Annotated in this window: 18 protein-coding genes and 1 pseudogene; 4 read left to right on the top strand and 15 right to left on the bottom strand. The window is 73.0% G+C overall.

The window, feature by feature from the left end; genetic code table 11:
• Nucleotides 1-14 precede the first annotated feature (14 nt).
• From LG395_RS23830 to LG395_RS23790, 9 genes and pseudogenes are all read right to left on the bottom strand, one after another.
• Nucleotides 15-833, bottom strand: coding sequence for a TrmH family RNA methyltransferase (locus tag LG395_RS23830; RefSeq protein WP_225811138.1), 819 nt, complete (start codon nucleotides 831-833; stop codon nucleotides 15-17).
• A gap of 84 nt (nucleotides 834-917) precedes the next feature.
• The gene (gene cobA, locus LG395_RS23825; RefSeq protein ID WP_171158075.1) at nucleotides 918-2,150 is read right to left on the bottom strand and encodes a uroporphyrinogen-III C-methyltransferase; all 1,233 of its coding nucleotides are present in this window, start codon (nucleotides 2,148-2,150) and stop codon (nucleotides 918-920) included.
• 141 nt (nucleotides 2,151-2,291) lie between these two features.
• Nucleotides 2,292-6,641, bottom strand: coding sequence for a nicotinate-nucleotide--dimethylbenzimidazole phosphoribosyltransferase (cobT, locus tag LG395_RS23820; RefSeq protein WP_225811137.1), 4,350 nt, complete (start codon nucleotides 6,639-6,641; stop codon nucleotides 2,292-2,294).
• Nucleotides 6,642-7,031: 390 nt separating this feature from the next.
• Nucleotides 7,032-8,261 carry a precorrin-6y C5,15-methyltransferase (decarboxylating) subunit CbiE gene (cbiE, locus tag LG395_RS23815; RefSeq protein ID WP_171158071.1) on the bottom strand — a complete coding sequence of 410 codons (1,230 nt, stop codon included), beginning with the start codon at nucleotides 8,259-8,261 and terminating at the stop codon, nucleotides 7,032-7,034.
• A gap of 85 nt (nucleotides 8,262-8,346) precedes the next feature.
• Entirely contained in the window at nucleotides 8,347-8,985 is a 639-nt protein-coding gene (locus tag LG395_RS23810; protein WP_225811136.1) for a GNAT family N-acetyltransferase, read from the bottom strand.
• 161 nt (nucleotides 8,986-9,146) lie between these two features.
• A pseudogene (locus LG395_RS41905) lies at nucleotides 9,147-9,245 on the bottom strand (MetQ/NlpA family ABC transporter substrate-binding protein); the annotation flags it as partial.
• A gap of 76 nt (nucleotides 9,246-9,321) precedes the next feature.
• Nucleotides 9,322-10,152: a MetQ/NlpA family ABC transporter substrate-binding protein gene (locus tag LG395_RS23800; RefSeq protein WP_225811135.1), complete on the bottom strand. Its 831-nt coding sequence runs from the start codon at nucleotides 10,150-10,152 to the stop codon at nucleotides 9,322-9,324.
• Nucleotides 10,153-10,273: 121 nt separating this feature from the next.
• Nucleotides 10,274-11,011 (bottom strand): methionine ABC transporter permease, encoded by a 738-nt coding sequence (locus tag LG395_RS23795; protein ID WP_225811134.1) that lies wholly within the window; start codon nucleotides 11,009-11,011, stop codon nucleotides 10,274-10,276.
• Nucleotides 11,008-12,042: a methionine ABC transporter ATP-binding protein gene (locus LG395_RS23790; RefSeq protein WP_171158064.1), complete on the bottom strand. Its 1,035-nt coding sequence runs from the start codon at nucleotides 12,040-12,042 to the stop codon at nucleotides 11,008-11,010. The genes LG395_RS23795 and LG395_RS23790 overlap by 4 nt, the downstream gene beginning before the upstream one ends.
• 567 nt (nucleotides 12,043-12,609) lie before the next feature.
• Between LG395_RS23790 and LG395_RS23785 the strand changes: the two genes are divergently transcribed.
• Entirely contained in the window at nucleotides 12,610-12,969 is a 360-nt protein-coding gene (locus tag LG395_RS23785; protein WP_225811133.1) for a hypothetical protein, read from the top strand.
• A gap of 1 nt (nucleotide 12,970) precedes the next feature.
• Complete coding sequence (locus LG395_RS23780; RefSeq protein ID WP_171158061.1) at nucleotides 12,971-13,390, top strand: hypothetical protein; 420 nt, start codon at nucleotides 12,971-12,973, stop codon at nucleotides 13,388-13,390.
• 69 nt (nucleotides 13,391-13,459) lie between these two features.
• Here LG395_RS23780 and LG395_RS23775 read toward each other — a convergent pair whose 3' ends face one another.
• The 3 genes from LG395_RS23775 to LG395_RS23765 form a co-directional block, all read right to left on the bottom strand.
• Nucleotides 13,460-13,957 carry a GNAT family N-acetyltransferase gene (locus LG395_RS23775; RefSeq protein ID WP_171160145.1) on the bottom strand — a complete coding sequence of 166 codons (498 nt, stop codon included), beginning with the start codon at nucleotides 13,955-13,957 and terminating at the stop codon, nucleotides 13,460-13,462.
• A gap of 45 nt (nucleotides 13,958-14,002) precedes the next feature.
• Nucleotides 14,003-14,509 (bottom strand): sigma-70 family RNA polymerase sigma factor, encoded by a 507-nt coding sequence (locus tag LG395_RS23770; RefSeq protein ID WP_171158060.1) that lies wholly within the window; start codon nucleotides 14,507-14,509, stop codon nucleotides 14,003-14,005.
• Nucleotides 14,510-14,631: 122 nt separating this feature from the next.
• Nucleotides 14,632-15,792, bottom strand: coding sequence for a glycerophosphodiester phosphodiesterase (locus LG395_RS23765; RefSeq protein WP_225811132.1), 1,161 nt, complete (start codon nucleotides 15,790-15,792; stop codon nucleotides 14,632-14,634).
• A 388-nt stretch (nucleotides 15,793-16,180) separates the two neighbouring features.
• Here LG395_RS23765 and LG395_RS23760 point away from each other — a divergent pair, with 388 nt between their 5' ends.
• Together LG395_RS23760 and LG395_RS23755 are read left to right on the top strand one after the other, a co-directional pair.
• Nucleotides 16,181-16,810, top strand: coding sequence for a lysophospholipid acyltransferase family protein (locus tag LG395_RS23760; RefSeq protein ID WP_372463465.1), 630 nt, complete (start codon nucleotides 16,181-16,183; stop codon nucleotides 16,808-16,810).
• 238 nt (nucleotides 16,811-17,048) lie between these two features.
• Complete coding sequence (locus LG395_RS23755; RefSeq protein ID WP_225811130.1) at nucleotides 17,049-18,680, top strand: multicopper oxidase family protein; 1,632 nt, start codon at nucleotides 17,049-17,051, stop codon at nucleotides 18,678-18,680.
• 81 nt (nucleotides 18,681-18,761) lie between these two features.
• Here the strand turns inward: LG395_RS23755 and LG395_RS23750 are convergent, their stop codons facing one another.
• The 3 genes from LG395_RS23750 to LG395_RS23740 all read right to left on the bottom strand — a co-directional run bounded on the left by LG395_RS23750 (nucleotide 18,762) and on the right by LG395_RS23740 (nucleotide 21,888).
• Nucleotides 18,762-20,285, bottom strand: a complete 1,524-nt coding sequence (locus tag LG395_RS23750) for an MFS transporter (RefSeq protein WP_225811129.1) — start codon at nucleotides 20,283-20,285, stop codon at nucleotides 18,762-18,764.
• A complete protein-coding gene (locus LG395_RS23745) occupies nucleotides 20,282-20,833 on the bottom strand; it encodes a TetR/AcrR family transcriptional regulator (protein ID WP_171158055.1) in 552 nt (183 codons plus the stop codon). Before LG395_RS23745 ends, LG395_RS23750 begins: the two co-directional genes overlap by 4 nt.
• An 83-nt stretch (nucleotides 20,834-20,916) precedes the next feature.
• On the bottom strand, nucleotides 20,917-21,888 hold the full coding sequence (locus LG395_RS23740; protein WP_225811128.1) for an aldo/keto reductase: 972 nt from the start codon (nucleotides 21,886-21,888) through the stop codon (nucleotides 20,917-20,919).
• Between the last annotated feature and the right edge of the window lie 12 nt (nucleotides 21,889-21,900).

The following is a 21,900-nucleotide window of genomic DNA, read 5'->3' as shown; positions in this document are numbered from 1 at the left end:
CGGGGTCTGCCCGGTCAGGACTCCGGCCGGCCCGTGGCAACCGCGTAGAAGGCGACCGCGGCCGCCGCGCCCACGTTGAGCGAGTCGACGCCGTGGGACATCGGGATGCGGACCCACTCGTCGGCGGCGACCAGTGCCCGCCTGGACAGTCCGTCGCCCTCGGCGCCGAGCATGAGCGCCACCCGGTCCATCCGGTGCGGGGCGGCCTCGTCCAGGGTGCGGGCCTTCTCGTCCGGGGTGAGCGCGAGCAGCGTGAAGCCGGCCTCGCGGACCGACTCCAGACCCTTGGGCCAGCTCTCCAGACGGGCGTACGGCACCGAGAACACCGCGCCCATGGAGACCTTGACGCTCCGCCGGTACAGCGGGTCGGCGCAGTCGGGCGACAGCAGCACCGCGTCCATGCCGAGGGCCGCCGCCGAGCGGAAGATCGCACCGATGTTGGTGTGGTCGTTCACCGACTCCATGACCACCACCCGGCGGGCGGAGCGGAGCAGTTCGCCGGCCGTCGGCAGCGGCTTGCGCTGCATGGAGGCGAGGGCGCCGCGGTGCACGTGGTAGCCGGTGACCCGTTCGGCGAGTTCGGGGCTGACGGCGTAGACCGGCGCCGGGAGTTCCTCGATGACGTCGCGCATGACGTCGATCCACTTGGCCGAGAGCAGCATCGACCGCATCTCGTAACCGGCGTCCCTCGCCCTGCGGATGACCTTCTCCCCCTCCGCGATGAACAGGCCCTCGGCTGGCTCGCGCCTGCGGCGCAGCTCCACGTCGGTCAGGCCCGTGTAGTCGGTCAGGCGCGGGTCGTCGGGATCCTCGACGGTGATGAGATCGGCCACGGGGTGATACTGCCTTGTCCTGGGTGTGGTGCCAACGGTCGGAAGAGAATGGGTTACCCCGGGTTACGCGTGCTCAGGCCGAGGTCAGGCCACCGGCGCGGGGCCGACCCGCACCACCTCGCCGATGACGATGACCGCCGGGGGCCTCACGTCCTCGGCGCGGACCGTCTCGGCGACCGTGGCCAGGGTGGCGTCCACGCGCCGCTGCGCGGCCGTCGTCCCCTCCTGCACCAGGGCGACCGGCGTCGCGGGCGACCTGCCGTGGGCGACGAGCGTCTCGGCGATCTTCCCGATCTTGTCGACGCCCATCAGGACCACCAGGGTGCCGGTGAGCCTGGCCAGCGAGGCCCAGTCGACCAGGGAGCGCTCGTCGTCGGGCGCCACGTGGCCGCTGACCACGGTGAACTCGTGGGCGACCCCCCGGTGCGTGACCGGGATGCCGGCCGCGCCCGGCACCGAGATCGAGCTGGAGATGCCCGGGACCACCGTGCACGGGATGCCGGCCTCGGCGAGCGCCTGGACCTCCTCCATGCCCCGGCCGAAGACGTACGGGTCGCCGCCCTTGAGCCGGACGACCGCCTTGCCCTGCTTGGCGTGCTCGACGAGCGCGTTGTTGATGGCCTCCTGGGCCATGTACCGGCCGTACGGGATCTTCGCCGCGTCGATCACCTCGACGTGCGGGGGAAGTTCCGCGAGCAGGTCGCGCGGGCCGAGCCGGTCGGCGATGACGACGTCCGCCTCGGCCAGGAGGCGCCGGCCGCGGACGGTGATCAGGTCCGGGTCGCCCGGGCCGCCGCCGACCAGGGCCACGCCGGGGGTGCGGGTGCGGTGGTGCGGGGCGACGAGGGTGCCGTCGCGCAGGCCCTCGACGACCGCGTCCCGGATGGCCGCGGTGTGCCGGGGGTCGCGGCCCCGCGCGTGCGTGGTGAGCACGGCGACGGTGACGCCTTCGCTGTGGCCGGTCGCCGGGGTCCAGGCGGTGGCCTGGTCGGCGTCGTCGGAGCGGACGCACCAGACACGGTGGCGCTCCGCCTCGGCGGAGGCGGCCGTGTTCGCCGCGGGGTCGCTGGTGGCGATGAGGGCGTACCAGGCCTCGGCGAGGTCGCCGTCCGCGTACCCGCGCCGCACCCAGGTGATCTCGCCCGCGTCCGCCATGGCCTCCACCGAGGGCGTCGCCTCCGGGGAGACCAGGACGATGTCCGCGCCGGCCGCGATCAGCGCCGGGAGGCGGCGCTGGGCGACCTGGCCGCCGCCGAGGACGACCACGCGACGGCCGGAGAGGCGGAGACCTACGGGGTAGGCGGGGTGTTCGGCCATGAGGGACGGCTCCTCGTGCAGCTGTGCGATGGGCGCGCTGCACCTTCGGAGCGGCCCTGACGTGCAGATTTTAAGCGGAGGGCAGGGCACGGGACACGGGTGGTCCGGCAGCTGAACACCGGACCGCCCGTGCCGTCCGGCCTACTTCTCCGTGACCCCGGCCGAATCGAACGTGGCCACCTCGTGCATGGCCCGCGCCGTGCTCTGCACCAGCGGCAGCGCGAGCAGGGCGCCGGTGCCCTCGCCGAGACGGAGGTCCAGGTCGACCAGGGGGCGCAGGCCCAGCTTGTTCAGGGCCGCCACGTGGCCCGGCTCGGCGCTGCGGTGGCCGGCGATGCAGGCCGCGAGGACCTCCGGGGCGATGGCACGGGCCACGAGGGCGGCCGCGCCGGCGCTCACGCCGTCCAGGATCACCGGCGTGCGCAGCGAGGCACCGCCGAGCAGCAGGCCCACCATGGCCGCGTGCTCGAAGCCGCCGATCGCCGACAGGACGCCGATCGGGTCGGCCGGGTCCGGCTGGTGGAGTTCCAGGGCCCGGCGGACGACCTCCGTCTTGCGGGCGAGCGTCTCGTCGTTGATGCCGGTCCCGCGCCCGGTCACCTCCGCCGGGTCGGCGCCGGTGAACACGGAGATCAGCGCGGCGGACGCGGTGGTGTTGGCGATGCCCATCTCCCCGGTGAGCAGGGCCTTGTTGCCGGCCGCCACCAGGTCGCGTGCGGTCTCGATGCCGACCTCGATGGCCGCCCTGGCCTCCTCACGGGTCATCGCGGGGCCGGTGGTCATGTCGGACGTGCCGCCGCGGATCTTGCGGGGCAGCAGGCCCGGGGTGGCCGGCAGGTCGGCGGCGACGCCCACGTCGACGACGCACACCTCGGCGCCGACCTGGCCGGCGAAGGCGTTGCAGACGGCGCCCCCGCCGAGGAAGTTGGCCACCATCTGGGCGGTGACCTCCTGCGGCCAGGGGGTGACGCCCTGGGCGTGCACGCCGTGGTCGCCGGCGAAGATGGCGACGGCGGCGGGCTCCGGGATCGGCGGCGGGCACTGCCGGGACAGCCCGCACAGCTGTGCGGAGATGATCTCCAGCATGCCGAGCGCGCCGGCCGGCTTGGTCATGCGCTTCTGGCGCTCCCACGCCTCGCCGAGCGCCTTGGCGTCGAGCGGGCGGATCTGTGCGACGGTCTCGGCAAGCAGGTCGTGGGGTTCCTCTCCGGGCAGGGCGCGGCGGCCGTACGTCTCCTCGTGCACCACCCAGGACAGGGGGCGTCGCTTGGACCAGCCGGCCTGCATCAGCTCGGGCTCGTCCGGGAACTCGTCGACGTACCCGACGCACAGGTAGGCGACGACCTCCAGGTGCTCGGGCAGGCCGAGCGCGCGGACCATCTCCCGCTCGTCGAAGAAGCTGACCCAGCCGACGCCGAGGCCTTCGGCGCGGGCGGCGAGCCAGAGGTTCTCCACCGCGAGCGCCGAGGAGTAGGGCGCCATCTGCGGCTGGGTGTGACGGCCGAGCGTGTGCCGGCCGCCGCGGGTGGGGTCGGCGGTGACGACGATGTTGACCGGGGTGTCGAGGATGGCCTCGATCTTCAGTTCCTTGAACTGCTTGGCCCGGCCCTTCGGCAGCGACTTGGCGTACGCCTCGCGCTGCCGCATCGCCAGTTCGTGCATGGTCCGCCGGGTCTCGGCGGACCGGATGACGACGAAGTCCCAGGGCTGCGAGTGGCCCACGGACGGCGCGGTGTGCGCGGCCTCCAGGACCCTGAGCAGCACCTCGTGCGGGATGGGGTCGCTGCGGAAGCCGTTGCGGATGTCGCGGCGCTCGCGCATCACCTTCAGCACGGCCTCGCGCTCGGCGTCGGCGTAGCCCGGCGCGGCGGGGCCGGCGGACCGGCGTGCCTCCGTCACCGGCGCCGTGTCCTCTTCCTGGTCGGCGCCTCCGGTCCGCAGGTCCTCCGCGTGCTGGACGACGTCGGGGGCGGGTACCGGGGCCGGCTCGCCGTCGTGGGGTACGGGCACGACGAGGGGGTGCGGCGGGGTGGGCGCGAGGTGCGGGGTGGTGGGGACCTGTCCCTCCACCGGCACGAACTCCCCGAGCGGGCGCGGATCCGCGCCCGCGGGGAGCCCGGAGGGCAGCGGCTGCTCCGGGTCCTGCGCGGGGTCCTGCGGGTGCGGGCCGTCGGGTACGGCGGCGTCCGGCTGCGGGGCGGCCGGGGCGTCGGCGGCGTGCGGGAGGCTCTCGGCGAGCTGCGGGCCCTGGAGCACGACCGGCTCGGCGACCCCTACGACTCCGGCGGCGCCGTCACCGGCGGGCTGGGCGGGTACGGGGGACTGCCCGGCGGGCACGGCGGTCTGTCCTGCGGCGGCTGCGGGTACGGCGGTCTGAGCCGGGTCGGCGTGGGGTGCGTCCGCGGCGGCCGGGAGGACCGACTCCGGCGCCTGGACGCCGTCACCGTGCGGTGCCTCCGCGACCGGCGCGGCGGTCTGCGGTGCCTGGGCGGCGACGGGGGGCTCGGCGACGGCCGGGGCGGCGCTGTCCGCGGTCGGCTGGACGGGCACGTCCTGAGGCTGGGCGGTGGCCGCTTCCCGGGTCGCGCCGGGGTTCCGGGCGGCGATCGCGTCGGCGGGCTCCACCGCGTCCTGGAGGGTGACGGCGGCTTGGGCTTCGGCGGGCGCCTGGGCTTCTGCCGGAGGGTGAGGCTGTGCGGCTCCGGCCGCGTGCGCGACGGCACCCGGCTGCGTTTCCGCACTCCACGGCTGGTCGGCTACCTGCTCGGCGCCGGTCGGCTGCGCGAAGCCGGCGGGGTGCGGGGCAGCGACGGACAGGGCGGCCCCGGCGGCCTGCCCGGCGGCGGCGAGCTGCACGCCGTCGGGGGTCTGGGCGACGTCGGCGGGGGTCTGGGCGACGTCGGCGGGCTGCGGGGCACCGGCGAGCTGCTCCGAGCCGGTCGGCTGCGTCGGCTCGACGGGCTGAGCCGCGTCAGCGACATGCCCGGCCTCGACTGCCTGCGGCACCTCGGCACCCTGCACGCCATCCGCAGTCCGCACCGCGTCAGGAGCCTGTCCGATGACCGCACCCTGCACCGGCTCGACGGGCTGAGCCGCTTCGACGGCGTGCGCGGCCTCAGCGGACTGCACGGTCACCTGTTCCCCGGGGACGACCTCCCCGGCACCGGGAACCTGTACGGCTTCTGCGACCTGCACGGGCTCCGCGGCCTGCGCGGGCTCGGCAAGCTGCACCGGCTCCCCGGCCTGCACGGGCTCCGTGGCCTGCGCGGGCTCCGTGGCCTGCACGGGCTCGGCCAGCTGCACCGCTTCGGCAGCCTGCGCGACCTCAGCGGACTGCACGACCACCTGCTCCCCAGGGACGGCCTCCCCGGCACCGGAAACCTGCACGGCCTCCACGACCTGCACAGGCTCCACGACCTGCACGGGCCCGGTCGGCTGCATGCCGCCGGCCGGCTGTACGCCGTCGGCCGGCTGCGCCGGTGTCGTCGGCTGAGCCGCGTCCCCGGCCACTTCCTGGGCCGGGGCACCGGCGACGGCGACCGCGTCCGCAGCCCCCTCCGCACCGGTGGCCTCCGAGGGCGGCGCGCCGGTCGGCGCGGCCTGTCCCGGCGCCGCCCCGTCCGCAACAGTCTGGGTCTCCGGAGCCGAAGGCGCCTCGTGTGCCGGCCCCGGCACCGCCTCGGCGGCCTGTACGGCAGCGGGCGCCGCGTCGGCGACGGCCCCCTCGTCACCGGAGGTCACACCCGTCGGATCACCCTCGGCGCCCGGCGTCGCCGGTGCCGTGTAGACCCCGTCGTGCGCGTGGGCCGGCTGGACCCCGTCGTGACCGTGGACGACCTGCACGTGGCCGGTGTCGGCCGGGGACGACGCCTGGCCGGTGAGCCGGGCCACGGCCGCCTGGGCCGCGTCGGACGGGCCAACCGTTTCGGCAGCCGGGGCCTGGGGGGCGACCTGTGCCGCACCCCAGGGAGCCGCGCTCTGCGGGGCCGCCTGCGACTGGGCTTCGAGGTATTCGGGGCCGCTCGCCGCCGGTCCGGGCTGCCGCACCGGCGCTCCCGCGGGGCCGCGGTCGGCGAGGGAGCGGACCGGGCTGGCGGAGGTGTCGGGGATCGGCGGGCCGAGGTGCAGCGGGCGGCGCGGCGGCTGCGGGGCGGCCGAAGGGTCGTGCGGCGCCGAGAGGATGGGCGACGGCGGCACCGACGCCGGTCCCGAATCGGGCAGGCGGACACCGCTGAGGTCGACCGAGCCGCTGTCACGTCCGGCCGTCTCGTGCGGGCCCGGCTCGTGGACGGCCTCCACCACCGGTTCCGGAGCGGGTGGCGGCACCTCGTTGCCCCACGCGCCCTGGGCACCCGGCAGCAGCAGGTCTTCGTCCTCGGCGGGAGCCTCGGCAAGGTAGGTGTACGCGCCGTGCGCGGGGACGCCCGGCTGCTCCACCATGCCTGCGCTCTCCGGCTGCCCCTCGGCCGGGACCTGGCCGGTGTCGGTCATGCGTACCCCTCGCCCATCGGTTAGTGCTCCTACGACCAGCTCACCCGGAACGGCGCACCGACCGCCCGCAGTGAAGAACGAGCGTCCGTGCCCAGCGGCACGAACGACCCGCCGGAAAAGGCGACAAAGCCATTCAGTGGCATTGTCCCGGTCGTCGTGCCGTCGCGACAGCAAGATCCGCGACAGCCCGCTGTGGACTGCGCCACGTTGCGCGTCCTCCGGCTCCGCCGTACCACACCCACCCCAAAACGGGCGTGCGTTCCGGACATTGGTGAACGAAGTTCGGCCCACCGGTGCGGTACAACGATCGGCCAGCCTACCGCGCGCGGTACGACAACAGGATCACGGGGCGCGGTCCGGCCGTCCCGTCCGTCGCCCGGCCGCCGCCCCTCAGCGAGGCGCTTCGCGCCGCCGCAGTTCCCCGCTGAGCAGGAACGCCACGTTCCGCTCGGTCTCCGTCCAGGCCTGGGTGTCGAGTTCGACGGACTGGAGCAGGGCGCACTCGACCCGGTATCCGTGCTCGGTCAGGTCGCGGCCGACGCGTTCGGCGACGTCCCGGGTGGCGGCGTGCGTGACGATCCGCTGCGGGCGCCGGTCGGCGACCGCGGAGACGACGGCCGGTCCCCCGCCGCCGACCCGTACGACGTCGGGCTCGTGCAGGTTTTCGAGGACGTGCGGGGCGCTGCCGTGCACGATCTGGAGCTGGACGCCGAAGCGGCGCGCGGCGTTCTCGGTGCGGGCGCAGGCGGCCGGGTCGTGGTCGACGGCGATGACGGCCGCGCCGGCGCGCGCGGCCTCGGTGGCGAACGCGCCGCTGCCGCAGCCGATGTCCCAGACGAGGTCGCCGACGCGCGGGCCGAGGCGGGCGAGTTGGGCGGCGCGCAGCAGCTGGTTCTCGCCCTCGCCGAGACCGCCGGCCGGGCCGGCACCGTAGCTCTCGTCGGGCTGGACCCAGCCGCGCGGTCCGGCGCCCGGGTCGCGTCCGGCGATCCAGCCGCCGTCCTCCTGCGCGCCGGCCGGTCCGCCGATGACGATGACGACGTTGGGGTCGCGCCAGGTGTGGTCGGCGGCCTTGTCGGAGGTGACGACGCTGACCTGCTCGCGTTCGGTGCCCAGTTCCTCGCAGATGACGAAGGTGCGGTGCACGCCCTCCAGGAGGAGGCCGAGTTCGGCGGGGCCGGCACCCGGCGAGGTGAGGACGGCGACCTTGGTGTGGGCGCGGCAGACGTTCACGGCCCGGCGCAGGCTGCGCGGGTGGGCGACGACGACCTGGGCGTCGTCCCAGGGCATGCCGGCGCGGGCGAAGGCGGCGGCGACGGAGGAGACGGCGGGGACGACCTCCACCTCCAGGCCGAACTCCGGGGCGCGCAGGGTGCGCACGACACCGAAGAAGCCGGGGTCGCCGTCGGCGAGCACGACCGCGGTGCCGCGGTGGGCGGCGATGCGGCGGGCGGCCAGGGCGAGGCTGCCGAGGCGGACGCGTTCGGCGGTGGGCGGGAGCTCGGGCAGCGCCAGGTGGTGGGCGGCGCCGGCCACGAGGGTGGCGGCTGCGAGGGCGGCCCGTGCCGCGTCGGTCAGCGGCGAGCCGTCCCAGCCGATCACCGTGACCCGGTCGGCCATCGTCGTCAGTCTCCAGTGGTTCTGCGCGGGGCTTGAGGGAGCCCGGGGCGGGCTCCGTGAGAGTACCTGGTGAAGCGGGGGAAGCTCAGTTCCAGTCCGAGTACGACGTGAATCCCCCGGTGTCGGCCGGCTGCTCGCCGGCCCCGGCGAGGTCCTCGGGGAGCAGGCTCCAGACGATGACGTCCGTGCGCACCTCGGTCCAGGAACCGTCCCCGGTCCTGGCGCGGGCTGTCCAGGCGTTGCGCAGGACGCCCTCGCTGATGCAGCCGATCTTCTGGGCCACCTGCTGGGAGGCGGTGTTGTCGGCGGCGGTGCGCAGTTCGAGCCGTTCGAACTTCTGGTCGTGGAAGAGCCACTGCGCGGTGGCGAGGACGGCTTCGGAGGCGTAGCCCTCGCCGCGCGCCCAGGGGGCGATGACGTAGGCGATCTGGCTGGAGCGTACGCGCCAGTCCGTGTTCCTGAGGTGGACGACGCCGACGAGCCGCTGGGTGAGGAACTCGGTGACGGCGAGGACTATCCCGCGCCCCGCGGTGCGTTCGTCGGGGGCGACGCGGGTGATCCACCGGTGGGCGTCGGCCTCGGTGTACGGGTGGGGGACGGTGGTCCAGGCGACGACCTGTTCGTCGTTCATCATGTCCGCCAGTGCGGGCCCGTCGTCCTCGTCGAGGGGACGCAGCACCAACCGCTCCGTGCTGATGGAGATGTTGGGGAAGGTGCTCGTCATGCGCCGCTCCGTAACCTTCGGAAATTCCTCGAGAGACCGTCAGGACCGTCAGGTCTGCTGAACTGCCCAGCATGCAGCATCGAACCACTGAACCGCACGACGGGGTCCACACCCGGTGAGGGAGTGGACCCCGTGCGTCGCCGAACGCGGTGCGGGTGCCGTCAGCCGCCGGTCGTCGGCAGGACGGACCCGCTGTACTCGTCCTGGATGAACCTGCGCACCTCGGGCGAGAGGAGCAGCTTCGCGAGCTTCTTCACCCGTGTTGTGGTCAGGCCGAGGGCCAGGGCCGTCACGGCGACGACGGGCACGCGCACCGGTCCGTTCCTCCCTCGCGGCTCAGAAGGACGGGATGACCGAGCCCTGGTACTTGTCCTCGATGAACTTCTTGACCTCGGGCGAGGTGAGGAGCTTGGCGAGCTTCTTCACGCGCGGGTCCTTCTGGTTGCCCTCCTTGACGGCGAGGAAGTTGCCGTACGGGCTGTTCTTCGCGGACTCCAGGACCAGGGCGTCCTTGGCGGGCTTGATGCCGGCGGAGATGGCGTAGTTGCCGTTGATCACGGCCGCGTCCACGTCGTCCAGGGAGCGCGCGGTCTGGGCCGCCTCGACCTCCTTGAACTTGAGGTCCTTGGGGTTCTTGGTGATGTCCTGCGGGGTCGCCTCGGTGCCGACGCCGTCCTTGAGGGTGATGAGCCCGTTGGCGGCGAGCAGCTTCAGGGCGCGGGCCTCGTTGACGGCGTCGTTCGGGACGGCGATGGTCGCACCGCTCTTGAGGGCGTCGGCCTTCTTGACCTTGTGGGAGTACAGGCCGAGCGGCTCCAGGTGCACCGTGACGACGGGCGCGATGTGGGTGCCGCGCTTCTTGTTGAAGTCGTCCAGGTACGGCTGGTTCTGGAAGTAGTTGGCGTCCACCGAGCCGTCCTCGGTCGCCGTGTTCGGTGTGATGTAGTCGGTGAACTCCTTGACCTCCAGGTCGAGGCCCGCCTTCTTCGCCAGCTTGTCCTTGACGAAGTTCAGGATCTCGGCGTGCGGGGTCGGGCTCGCGGCGACGACCAGCGGTCCGCTGTAGTCGGAGGAGCCGGAGTCCTTGTCCGAGCCGCAGGCGGTGAGCCCGAGGGTGACGGCTCCGGCGGCGAGGACGGCGGTGGTGAACTTGGCGGCGTTACGCACGAAAAGTGCCTTTCCTTAAGGGTGGTACTGCCCCGGATCAGGGGCTGCCGGCGCGGAGCGCCGTCGGTGGGGGGTGGTGGTCGGGTGACGGGTGGACGGACGGGGTGTCCGGGAGGGTGGCTTACGCGACCTTGCCGACGTCGGCCGCCGCCGGCTCCTTGGCCTTGAGCAGGCGCAGCCTGGGCGCCGGGCCCGACCGGCCGCCCCGGCTGTACAGGGAGCGGGCCGCGAAGTCGCCGGCGAACTGGATGAGGGAGATGACGACGGCGAGGATCGCGACGGTGATCCACATGAGCTGGGTCTCGAAGCGCTGGTAGCCGTAGCGGACGGCGAGGTCGCCGAGGCCGCCGCCGCCGACGGTGCCGGCCATGGCGGAGTAGCCGATGAGGGCGATGAGCGTGGTCGTGGTGGAGGCGATCAGCGAGGGCAGGGCCTCGGGGATCAGGACCTTGCGCACGACCGTCCAGGTGTTGCCGCCCATGGACTGCACCGCCTCGACCAGACCGTGGTCCACTTCGCGGACGGCCGTCTCGACCAGGCGGGCGAAGAACGGGATGCCGCCGATGGCGAGCGGCACGATCGCGGCGGTGGTGCCGATGGTCGTGCCGGTGACCCAGCGGGTGAAGCTCATCAGGGCGACCATCAGGATGATGAACGGCATGGACCGGCCGATGTTCACGACCTGGCCGACCACCTTGTTGGCGACGACGTTCTGGACCAGGCCGCCCCGGTCGGTGACGACGAGGAGGAGACCGAGCGGGAGGCCGGCCGCGACGGCGATCAGGGTGGACCAGAGCACCATCGTGAGCGTCTCGGAACACGCCTGGGACAGCAGCGGCTGCATCTCGGACCAGGTCACTTGGCACCTTCCTTCACCAGCGGGGCCTCCTGGCCCACCACGTCGATCTGCAGGCCCTGTTCGCGCAGGAAGCCGACCGGCACCACGTTGTCCTCGTAGCGGCCGGGCAGTTCGATGCGCATGCGGCCGATCTGGAGGCCGCCGACGGTGTCGATGGCGGCGCCGAGGATCGATATGTCGATGTTGTAGGTGCGCGAGAGCTGGGAGATGACGGGCTGGGTGGCGGCCTCACCGTGGAAGGTGACGTCGAGGACGGTCCGGTCGCTGCCGGTGGCCTCGCCGCCGACGGGGAACAGCGCGGCGGCCAGCTCCGAGCCCGGGGTGGCCAGCAGCTCGCTGACCGTGCCGGACTCCACGATCCGGCCCCGCTCCATCAGGGCGGCGGAGTCGCAGATCGACTTCACGACGTCCATCTCGTGGGTGATGAGCAGGACGGTCAGGCCCAGCTGCCGGTTCAGGTCGCGCAGCAGCTGGAGGATGGAGCGGGTGGTCTCCGGGTCGAGGGCGCTGGTGGCCTCGTCGGAGAGCAGCACCTTGGGGTCGCCGGCGAGGGCGCGGGCGATGCCGACGCGCTGCTTCTGGCCGCCGGAGAGCTGGGCGGGGTAGGCCTTGGCCTTGTCGGCGAGGCCGACCAGGTCGAGCAGCTCGAGCGCCTTGCGGGAGCGGGCCCGGCCGGACTGGCCGAGGATCTCCAGCGGCAGTTCGACGTTGTCCTGCACGGTCCGCGAGGACAGCAGGTTGAAGTGCTGGAAGACCATGCCGATCCGGCTGCGGGCCCGGCGCAGTTCCCGGCCGGCGCGCGGGCCGCGTCCGGCCAGGGCGGTGAGGTCCTGCCCGGCGACGGTCACGGTGCCGGAGGTGGGGCGCTCCAGCAGGTTGACGCAGCGGATGAGCGAGGACTTGCCGGCGCCGGACTGGCCGATGACGCCGTAGACCTCGCCTTCGCGGACGTGGAGATCGACGCCGTCGAGGGCGGTGACCTCACGGCCGCGGGAGCGGTAGACCTTGGTCAGGCCCGAGGTGGTGATCACGTGGGTTTCCGTCACTGTCGAGTGCGCGGGCGTGGGTGTGCCCGGGCACGGGTGCATGCGGTTCCGGCAAGGAAGCGGTGTGCGTCTCGTACGGCCTACGGCGCACGGACATGCCAGGGGTCTCGCTTCGGGGCTCCCCCACTCTCGCCTTCGCTCGAGCGGGGTCCCCCATGGCTCAGCTGATGCGGGGGCCCTCTAGAAGGTGCACATTCGACACATCAGGCGACACATACAACGAGCACCGGGCGTCGGGGTCGCCTCGGTCGCAAGGGTGCGGCAGCTCGTCGTGGTCATGTGAGAAGTAAAGCAGACGAACGGTGCTGACCAGCCGCCGCTGTCCGCATGCTGGACAGCGGCGGACAGCGGCGGTGGGACATCCGGCCAGGCACGATGACCCCCGCTCCCCCGCCCTTCACCAGTGCGGACAAGGGCGGCGGGGCCCTCCCACCGGGCCGGCGTCCGGCTCGGCCGCCCGGCGGGTTGTGGCCAATGCCACGATGGCCGCGTCGGACCGCGTACGGCGGGGGCGGGGACGATGGGCTGTTTCCGCCGTAATAAGGTCACGGCATGCTCAATGCCCTGACGCTGGTGACCGGGGTCGCCGCGCTGTTGCTCGCCGCCTGGTGCGGCTGGGCCGCCTACCGCGACCAGCCGACCAAGGACTGGCACTTCATCGGCATGGCCGTGGTGTCGCTGCTGGCCCTGGTGCAGCTGGTCATCGGGGTCGTGGCGCTGGCGCGGGGCGAGAAGCCGGAGCAGGGCACGACGATCTTCGTGGCGTATCTGCTGGGCGCGTTCGCGTGCGTTCCGGCGGCGGGCTTCATGTCGCTGGCCGAGCGGAGCCGCTGGGGCTCCGTGACGGTGGCCGCCGGCGGTGTGGTGCTGGCCGTGCTGGAAGTGCGGCTCTTCGACATCTGGGGAGGCTGAGGTGACGGTGGCGCAGGAGAAGCCGGCCCGTTTGATCAGCGGGCCGGGCATGCTGCTCGTCTGGTTTTACGGCGTGATGGTGGTCGGCGCCGTGTCGCGGTCCGCGTACCAGATCTCCACGGAGTTCGACCGGGCGCCGCTCGCGTACTCCCTGTCCGCCGTGGCCGGCGTGGTGTACGGGTTCATCACGTACACGCTGGTGCGCGGCGGGGAGACGGCTCGCCGGGCGGCGCTGGTGTGCTGTGCGGCGGAGCTCGCGGGCGTGCTGATCGTCGGCACGTGGACCCTGGTCGAGCCGTCCGCGTTCCCGGACGCGACGGTGTGGTCGAAGTACGGGATGGGGTACGTCTTCATCCCCGTGCTCCTGCCGCTCTCCGCGATGTACTGGCTGCGGAAGGCGTCGGTGCGCAGGGGCGCCTGAGGGGCGTGGGCCGGGGGCACGGCGCGGTCGCTCGCGCGGCCGGCCGCGCCCCTTGCGGGGCGCGCGCCCTCACGCCGTCTGCGCGTACGCGCCCGCCTGCTTCTCCAGGATGATCATCTCTACGCCGTCGGCGCCCTTGGCCCTGCCGACCGTCTCGTAGCCGGAGCGGCGGTACAGGCGGAGGTTGCCCTCGCTGCGGTGGCCGGTGAAGAGGCGGAACCGGGTGGCGCCCCGCTCGTCCGCCAGCGCGGCCTCGGCCGTGCGCAGCAGCCTCGCGCCGATGCCGTGGCCCTGCAAGCGGGGGTGGACGCAGAGCTTGCCGATGGCCGCCGCGCCGTCCTCGGTGACCCTGCCGCGCACCGAGCCGACCACCTCGTCGCCGAGGCGGGCGACGAAGACGCAGTCGGAGACGACCTCCTCGCGGACGGATTCCAGGGTCTGCACGAGCGGGTCGATGCGGTAGTTGCCGTACAGCGCCGCCTCGCTCTGGAAGCACAGGTACTGGAGCCGGAAGATCTGCTCCGCGTCCTGTTCGGTCGCCACCGAGATGGTCACGCTCATGCCCATGTGCGCATGCCTCCCGCTCACCTGATCACCTGTCGTCCCCCACTCCTATCCCCGCGCTTGGCGTGCCGCAACCTCCGGTGTGAGCAATCGACGCAGACATCCGAGACATCTGGAGCGTTCCGGGCCGAGACTGCCCTGTGAGATACCCAACTCCCCCGCGATCTCCCGGTAGGTGAGGTCGTCGGGTGAGAGCAGCGCTTCGAGGAGACGGGGGCAACGGCCGGGCAGGCGGCGGACCGCGTCCCGCAGGGCGCGGTACCGGGCGGTGGTCAGTGCGTGCTGTTCCGGCCCGGCGCGCAGGTCGTCGGCCGGGTCGGTGCCGTAGGGCCGTTCCAGGCGGGTGGTGCGGCGGGTGCGGCGGGCCTCGGCGCGCACCGCCTTGCGCAGCCAGCCGTGCGGGTCCGGTGGTGGCCCGTCGGTCTCCAGCCGCTCCAGGAGCCGGAGCCAGACGGCCTGCTCCAGGTCGCCCGGCTCACCTCCCCCGGCATATGCCTCGGCGGAGGCCTCGGCGGTGAGCAGGGGATGCAGGGAGGCGACCAGGTCGTGCGTCATATGCGGAACGACGAACCGCCCCGGCGGCGGGTTGCCGGGGCGGCGCACAGTCAGCCCGAACGGGGCGCCGGACGGCACGGCGTTGACGCGCGGGGTGCCGCCGGCCGTCCGGAAGGGGGCCGTCAGCCCTTCAGGAAGTCGGCGCGGGCCAGCACTCCGGTGTCGGCGTTGTCGGTGAACACGCCGTCGATCCCGGTCGCGAAGTACTTCTTGAAGGCGCCGAAGACGTCGCCGTAGGCGTCGGCCGCGGTGCCCTTGCGGTACTCGGCCGGCAGGAAGGGGTTCTCGTTCCGCATGGTGTAGGGGTGCAGGATCAGGCCGACCTTGTGCGCGTCGGAGACCAGCGTGGTCGGCTCGGCCAGGGTGCCGTCCGCCTTCTTCGGGATGACCAGGTCCAGGGTCGGGCCGATGCCCTGGGCGTAACCGGCGATCTCCCGCAGGCCCTTGGGCGTGATGAGGTCGGCGACCGTGCGCGGGTCGTTCGCCTCGACGAAGTCGTACGGGCGGCTGTCCGCCGAGGACAGCAGGACGACGAGGGGGTTGTCGACCAGCCGGTTCAGCCGCTGGATGCTGCCGGGCTCGAAGGACTGGAGGATGACCGGGGAGTTCCGGCCGTCCTTGCCGTACTTGCGCAGCAGCTTGGCGACCCGCTCCTCCAGGCCGAGGCCCAGCTTGCGGAAGTAGGTGGGGTGCTTGGTCTCCGGGTAGATCCAGACCTGCTTGCCGCGCTTGCGGGTCTGCTCGTCCTGCCACCGCAGGACCTCTTCGAAGGTGGGGATCTCCCAGCGGCCGTCGTAGAGGGTGTTGTGCGGACGGTTGGCGGGGACGCGCTCGACGGCGCGCAGCGTCTTCAGTTCGGCGAGCGTGAAGTCCTCGGTGAACCAGCCGGTGGTGGGGACCCCGTCGAGCACCTTGGTGGTCCTGCGGTCGGCGAACTCCGGGTGGGAGGCGACGTCCGTCGTGCCGCCGATCTCGGGCTCGTGCCGGCAGACCAGGTGGCCGTCCTTGGTGGGCACCAGGTCGCCCGCCTCGACCACGTCGGCACCCAGGTCCAGGGCCAGCTCGTACGAGCCGAAGGTGTGTTCGGGGCGGTAGCCGCTGGCACCCCGGTGGCCGATGACCGTCGGCACCGGCAGGCCCTTCAGCCCGCGTCCCCCGTGCCCGGCCGCCCGGGCCGTGCCGGACAGTCCGAGGACCGCTCCGCCCGCGCCGAGCACCGCGGCGCCGAGCAGCGCCCTCCGTCCCGTCGTCTGCGTCTGCTCGTTCGCCTGGTCGCTGTCCATGAGCGCCCTCCTGCCGCCTTCGTCCATCGGTGCGGCCCGATCGTAGGGGCGTGCACATGACGGGAGGGAGGCTCCGGTCCGAACACCCGGGTGCTGTCGGATGTCCTGCGAACGGCGGAAGGTGACGCGTCGTCGGGGGCGGCGGCTCGTGTGCGGCGCGATGTCCGTCACATCGGCGCACGGCGGTCACGCGCCGTTCAGCGCACGCCACCGCAGGTAAACCCGCGTCAACACTTCGTAAGACCTCGGTGAACCGGACGTCCCCGATGTGCGCGCGGCCCGGCGCCGCGAGTAATGTCCTCACCTGCACAGACTCATATCGCCCCCTTTGACATCGGAGGACCCGTTGTCCCGCTTCGCGCTCATCAAGGCAGTGCTCGGACCGATCATGCGCCTGATGTTCCGCCCACAGGTGGAGGGCGTGGAGAACATCCCCGGCGACGGTCCGGTGATTCTGGCCGGTAATCACCTCACGTTCATCGACTCGATGGTGCTGCCGCTGGTCAGCAAGCGGCAGGTGTGCTTCATCGGCAAGGACGAGTACGTCACCGGCAAGGGCTTCAAGGGCCGGCTGATGGCCTGGTTCTTCACCGGCGTCGGCATGATCCCGGTGGACCGCGACGGGGCGAGCGGCGGGGTGGCCGCGCTGATGACCGGGCGGCGCATCCTGGAGGAGGGCAGGATCTTCGGGATCTACCCGGAGGGCACGCGCTCGCCCGACGGACGCCTGTACCGGGGCCGCACCGGCATCGCCCGCCTCACCCTGATGACCGGTGCGCCGGTGGTGCCCTTCGCGATGATCGGCACGGACAAGCTCCAGCCGGGGGGACGGGGCATCCCGCGGCCGGGCCGGGTCACCGTCCGCTTCGGCGAGCCCATGGAGTTCTCGCGGTACGACGGCATGGACCGGGACCGGTACGTGCTGCGCGCGGTGACGGACTCGGTGATGGCCGAGGTGATGCGGCTGTCCGGGCAGGAGTACGTGGACATGTACGCCACGAAGGCGAAGGCCGCCTAGGGTCTTTCGTCCGAATCGGGCGAGGGCGGCCGGCCGGGCGGCGGGCCGGCCGCGGGGGCGGTGCCGCCGAGGCCGGCCGCGCGGGGCTCCCGAAGGTCCGTCAGACGGTCCCCGGACGCCTCGGCGGACCGGTGTTGGACCGGCTGCCGTCCGCCTGCCGGTGGAATCTGCCGCCGACACATCGGGCATTCGGCCGTATCAGACGGCCATATGACCACACAACATGTCTGATTCAGACATGTCCAAACCTTCTCGGCGTACTCTGCTCCGTACCCCGGTCGCCGTCGCCGGCGCGGGATTCCTGGCAGCCTGCACCAGCTTCGGTTCCGAGCCCAGTTCCGGCCCCCAGCACAACGGCGGGGAGAAGTTCGTCCCAGCCGGACCCCGGGGGTACGTCAACCCTTCGGATCCGGAGGTCCTGGCCGCCGAGCGCAAGCGCGGGTCCGGCCGCGAACGCACCTTCAGCTTCACCGCCGCCGAGGCCAAGCTGGACCTGGGCGGGCGTTCGGTCCGCACATGGGCGTACAACGAGGAGGTACCCGGCCCGCTGGTGCGGGTCACGGCCGGCGACATGCTCGACCTGACGCTCACCAACCGGCTGCCGGCCACGACCACGCTGCACTCCCACGGGGTGCGGCTGCGCTGCGACATGGACGGCGTGCCGGACCTGACCCAGCGGGCCATCCACCCCGGGACCGACTTCCGCTACCGCTTCGTCGTCAAGCACCCGGGCACCTACCTGCTCCACTCCCACGTGGGGATGCAGCCCGACCGCGCCCTGTACGCGCCGCTCATCATCGACGACCCCAAGGAGCCCCTCTCCTACGACAAGGAGTGGGTCGTGGTCCTGGACGACTGGCTCGACGGCGTGCAGGGCTCCACGCCCGAGGGCGTCCTGAGCCAGCTCAAGCCCGGCGGCGCCATGGACATGGGCGGTATGGCCATGGGGCCCGGCCACGGCGGCCCGAGCGCCCACGGGCCGGACGCTCACCGGTCGGGGTCCGGGAAGTCGGCGGCGAGGTCCACGGGCCCCAACCGGGTGCTGCACGGCTCCCACAGCCGCATGCTGCACGGTGAGGGCGGCAGCGTCGCCTACCCGTACTACCTGGTGAACGGGCGCCTGCCGGACAATCCGTCGGTGTTCCGCTGCCGTCCCGGCGACCGGGTGCGGCTGCGCATCATCAACGCCGGTTCCGAGACCGCCTTCCGGGTCGCGCTGGGCGGCCACGCGATGACCGTCACCCACACCGACGGCTACCCCGTGCAGCACCGGGGGACCGACGCCCTCCTCGTCGGCATGGCGGAGCGGTACGACGTGCTGATCACCGCCAAGGACGGGATGTTCCCCCTGGTCGCGCTGCCCGAGGGCAAGAAGGGCAGGGCCGTCGCCGTGCTGCGCACCGGCAAGGGCGGCGGGAACCCCCCGGCCGACGTCCACCCGAACGAACTCGACGGCAACACCGTCCCCGCGCGCCGACTCCTGCCCGCCGACTCGGTGGCGCTCGACGACCGGGACCCCGACCGGGAGATCCGCATCAGGATCACCGGCACCATGCAGAAGTTCGACTGGGGGTTCGACCACAAGCCCTACTCCCCGCAGCAGCGCCACCCCGTGCGCGCCGGTGAGCGGGTACGGCTCACCCTCATCAACGCCACGGACATGTGGCACCCGATGCACCTGCACGGGCACACGTTCTCGATCACCGGGCTGGATTCCGCCGGGGCGCGCAAGGACACCGCGCTGGTGCTGCCGCACCGCAAGCTGGTGCTCGACTTCGACGCCGACAATCCGGGGCTGTGGATGCTGCACTGCCACAACCAGTACCACTCGGAGAGCGGCATGATGACGGTGCTGGGGTACAAGCGCTGAGTCCGGGTGGCCCGGCCGTGGTCCGGGCGCGGTCGCGTGCCGGCTCGTGGCGCGGTCGCCCGCGCCCGTGGTCCGGCCGGATCACCCGGCGCCCTCCAGCGCCTGGTCCCTCAGCAGGAACCACGCCGCCGCCGACGCCGTCAGGAGGACCGCCGCCCCTGCCCCGCAGGCCAGGTGCAGGCCGTGGAGGAAGCTGTCCCGGGCCGCGTCCAGAAGGGCCTGAGCCCGGTGCGGGGACAGGTGCGCCGCCGCCTCCACCGCCGCGCCCAGCGACTCGTGGGCGCCGTCCGGGGTGCCGGACGGGCCCGCGAAGCCGCGGTAGACGCCGGTCACGATGGAGCCCAGCAGGGCGATGCCCAGGGCGGCGCCCAGTTCGTACGCCGTCTCGGACACCGCCGAGGCCGCACCCGCCTGGTCCTTGGGGACGCTGGAGAGGATGACGTCGGCGGTCACCGTGAAGGAGAAGCCCGCGCCGACGCCCACGACCAGCAGGGCGGTCCCGAGGACCGGGTAGCCGGTGGACTCGCCGAGCGTCGTCAGCGCGGCCAGGGCGGCACCGACCGCGGCCAGGCCGCCGCAGACCACCGAGCGGACCGAGAAGCGCCGGGCGGCGCGGCCCGCGACCAGGCCGGCCGCCACCGCGCCCACCGCGGCGGGCAGTTCGGCCAGACCCGCCTCGAACGGACGACGGCCCTGGACGAGTTGCAGGTACTGGGAGAGGAAGAACACCAGGCCCGACATGCCGAGGACGGTCAGCAGGTCGGCGAGGACCGCCCCGCTGAAGCCACGGCGCCGGAACAGCCGCATATCCAGCAGCGGGACCGGCATGGTCAGCTGGCGGTGGACGAAGCCGTACAGGGCCGCCGCGCCCAGCAGACCGGCGCCGAGGCCCGTCGGGGTCGCACCGTGGGTGGCAGCCTCCTTGACCGCGTAGACCAGGCCAATCATGCCGGCCAGCGAGAGCAGGACGCTGCCCAGGTCCCAGGGGCCGGGGTGCGGGTTGCGCGACTCGGGCAGGGTACGGATGCCGACCAGGACCAGGACCGCCATCACCGGCAGGTTGATCAGGAAGACCGAGCCCCACCAGAAGTGCTCCAGGAGGAACCCGCCGGCGATCGGGCCGACGGCCGTACCGGCGGAGGCGGTGGCGCCCCAGACGCCGACGGCGAGGCTGCGCTCGCGCGGGTCGTGGAAGATGTTGCGGATCAGGGCCAGGGTGGCGGGCATCAGGGTCGCGCCGGCGACGCCGAGCAGCGCCCGGGCCAGGATCATCAGTTCAGGCGTCGTCGCGTAGGCGTTGAGTACGGACAGCGCGCCGAACGCCGTGGCCCCGCCCAGCAGGATCCGCTTGCGGCCGACGCGGTCACCGAGGCTGCCCATGGAGACCAGCAGACCGGCGATGACGAAGGAGTAGACGTCACCGATCCACAGCAGCTGGGTGCCGGAGGGGTTCAGGTCCTCGCTGATGTAGGGGGTCGCCAGGCCGAGGACGGTGGCGTCGACGGCCACCAGCAGCACGGCCAGGACCAGGACGGAGAGCGCGACCCAGCGGCCCGGGCGCTTCACCGCCCCGGTCGTCCGAGCCGGCCGCACCGTGCTGGTCATGATTCCTCTCTTCGCACGGCGCCGCCGAGCAACAGCTCGGCGATCATGGTCGGGAAGTCCCGGGAGGCCACGCGGCCGTCCAGGGTGGCCCAGGCGCAGGAGGCGATCAGCCCGTACAGCGCCTCGGTGAGCCAGACCGGGCTGAGGTCGATGCGGAACTCGCCGTCGCGCTGTCCGCGCTGGAAGAGGGCGCCGATCCGGGCGTCCAGGCGCTGCCAGCCCTCGTTCTGCCGGTCGCCCTCCCACAGCTGGTTCTCGCCGTACAGGAACGCGAGCAGTCCGGCGGCCGGCTGGATCTCGCGGACCAGTCTGCGCACGGCCTCGGCGGCGGACCCCTCCTCCGGCCGGGCCCGGTTAAGCGCCCCCTCGCACTCCGCGATGCCGAGCTGCTCCAGGGCCCGGACCAGCGCGTCCCGGCCGGCGAAGTGGCGGTGCAGCGTGGCCCGGCTGATCCCGGCGGCCTTGGCGACCTCGTCCATGGTCGCGGTGGATCTGCGGGTCAGCAGGGCGGCGGCGCTGCGCAGCACGTGGTCACGGTCGAGAGCCATGAGACAAGGGTAGCTCATGCGAGACATCAATGTCTTAGACTGGGCACGGCCGCCTCACGCAGGGTGGTCGGGGCGGGTGCTCGTCAGTGCCAGGGCAGCTGTCCGCGCCGCTCCCAGTAGGCGCGGGGGTCCTCCGCCAGCGTGTCGAGGCGGGCCAGCTGGTCCTCCTCGAGGTCGACGGCGGGGGCGTGCAGGTTGGAGACGAGCTGCGGGACGGTCGCGGCACCGGAGAGCACGACGCCGGCCCAGGGCCGGCGCAGGATCCAGGCCAGGGCGACCGCGTCACTGCCCATGCCGGTCTCGGCGGCCACGGCCTTGAGCGCGTCCGGGGCGTGCGGCTCGGCCAGCCGGCCGTTCGCCATGCCCTCCTTGACGATCACGGTGAGCCCGGCGTCGTGCGCCTCGGCGAGGGCGGGGCCGGCCGACGTCTCCAGCGCGTTGTACGTCGACTGCACGGTACGGAAGAGGGGTTCGCCGTCGACCGTGACCGCGAGGGCGGCGCGGATGGCATCGGCCTGGGCCGGGCCGCTGGTGGAGAAGCCGACGGTGAGCCCCTGGGCGGCGGCTTCCGCCAGCCTGGCGTGCAGGTCCTTGTCGGTGAGGGCCGGGCTGTCCGGGGTCACCGAGTGGATCTGGTAGAGGTCGAGCCGGTCGCCGAGCAGGGCGTCGGTCTCGGCGCGCTGCCGTTCGTAGGTGGCGAGGCCGTGGTCCTTGACCTCGTGCCGCTCGGCGTCGGTGGACCAGCCGGCGGTGTAGGTGTAGCCCCACTTGCTGCCGACGACCACGTCGCCGGCCTCGGGGTGGGCGTGCAGCCAGTCGGCGAGGAACTCCTCGGAGCGGCCGTAGGAGCGGGCGGCGTCGACGTAGCGGACGCCCTGGGCGTAGGCGGCGTCGAGGAGTTCGTGGGTCCGGGTGCGCAGTGCCTCGACGCTGCGGTCGTCCCCGAGGTCCTCCTCACGGCCGAGGTTGATGTAGCCGGGGCGGCCCACCGCGGCCAGGCCGAGTCCGATGTGGCAGGTGGGGGTCGTCGCTGTGGCCAGTCGCGCGAAGGGCATCGCGGGCTCCGT

It is taken from the genome of Streptomyces spinosus (assembly GCF_020400655.1).
GTDB classification, from domain to species: Bacteria; Actinomycetota; Actinomycetes; order Streptomycetales; family Streptomycetaceae; genus Streptomyces; species Streptomyces argyrophylli.
Note: the sequence above shows the minus strand (reverse complement) of the source record. Positions and strands in the feature narration are given on the sequence as shown.

Excerpts from the sequence above, each read along its gene's own strand:
- cobT (WP_225811137.1), bottom strand. The coding sequence starts at position 6,641 with ATGACCGACACCGGCCAGGTCCCGGCCGAGGGGCAGCCGGAGAGCGCA.
- LG395_RS23745 (WP_171158055.1), bottom strand. The coding sequence starts at position 20,833 with ATGGCTCTCGACCGTGACCACGTGCTGCGCAGCGCCGCCGCCCTGCTG.
- cobA (WP_171158075.1), bottom strand. The coding sequence starts at position 2,150 with ATGGCCGAACACCCCGCCTACCCCGTAGGTCTCCGCCTCTCCGGCCGT.
- LG395_RS23785 (WP_225811133.1), top strand. The coding sequence starts at position 12,610 with ATGCTCAATGCCCTGACGCTGGTGACCGGGGTCGCCGCGCTGTTGCTC.
- LG395_RS23750 (WP_225811129.1), bottom strand. The coding sequence starts at position 20,285 with ATGACCAGCACGGTGCGGCCGGCTCGGACGACCGGGGCGGTGAAGCGC.
- LG395_RS23775 (WP_171160145.1), bottom strand. The coding sequence starts at position 13,957 with ATGGGCATGAGCGTGACCATCTCGGTGGCGACCGAACAGGACGCGGAG.
- LG395_RS23760 (WP_372463465.1), top strand. The coding sequence starts at position 16,181 with ATGCGCCTGATGTTCCGCCCACAGGTGGAGGGCGTGGAGAACATCCCC.
- cbiE (WP_171158071.1), bottom strand. The coding sequence starts at position 8,261 with ATGGCCGACCGGGTCACGGTGATCGGCTGGGACGGCTCGCCGCTGACC.
- LG395_RS23770 (WP_171158060.1), bottom strand. The coding sequence starts at position 14,509 with ATGACGCACGACCTGGTCGCCTCCCTGCATCCCCTGCTCACCGCCGAG.
- LG395_RS23755 (WP_225811130.1), top strand. The coding sequence starts at position 17,049 with ATGTCCAAACCTTCTCGGCGTACTCTGCTCCGTACCCCGGTCGCCGTC.
- LG395_RS23810 (WP_225811136.1), bottom strand. The coding sequence starts at position 8,985 with ATGACGAGCACCTTCCCCAACATCTCCATCAGCACGGAGCGGTTGGTG.
- LG395_RS23765 (WP_225811132.1), bottom strand. The coding sequence starts at position 15,792 with ATGGACAGCGACCAGGCGAACGAGCAGACGCAGACGACGGGACGGAGG.
- LG395_RS23740 (WP_225811128.1), bottom strand. The coding sequence starts at position 21,888 with ATGCCCTTCGCGCGACTGGCCACAGCGACGACCCCCACCTGCCACATC.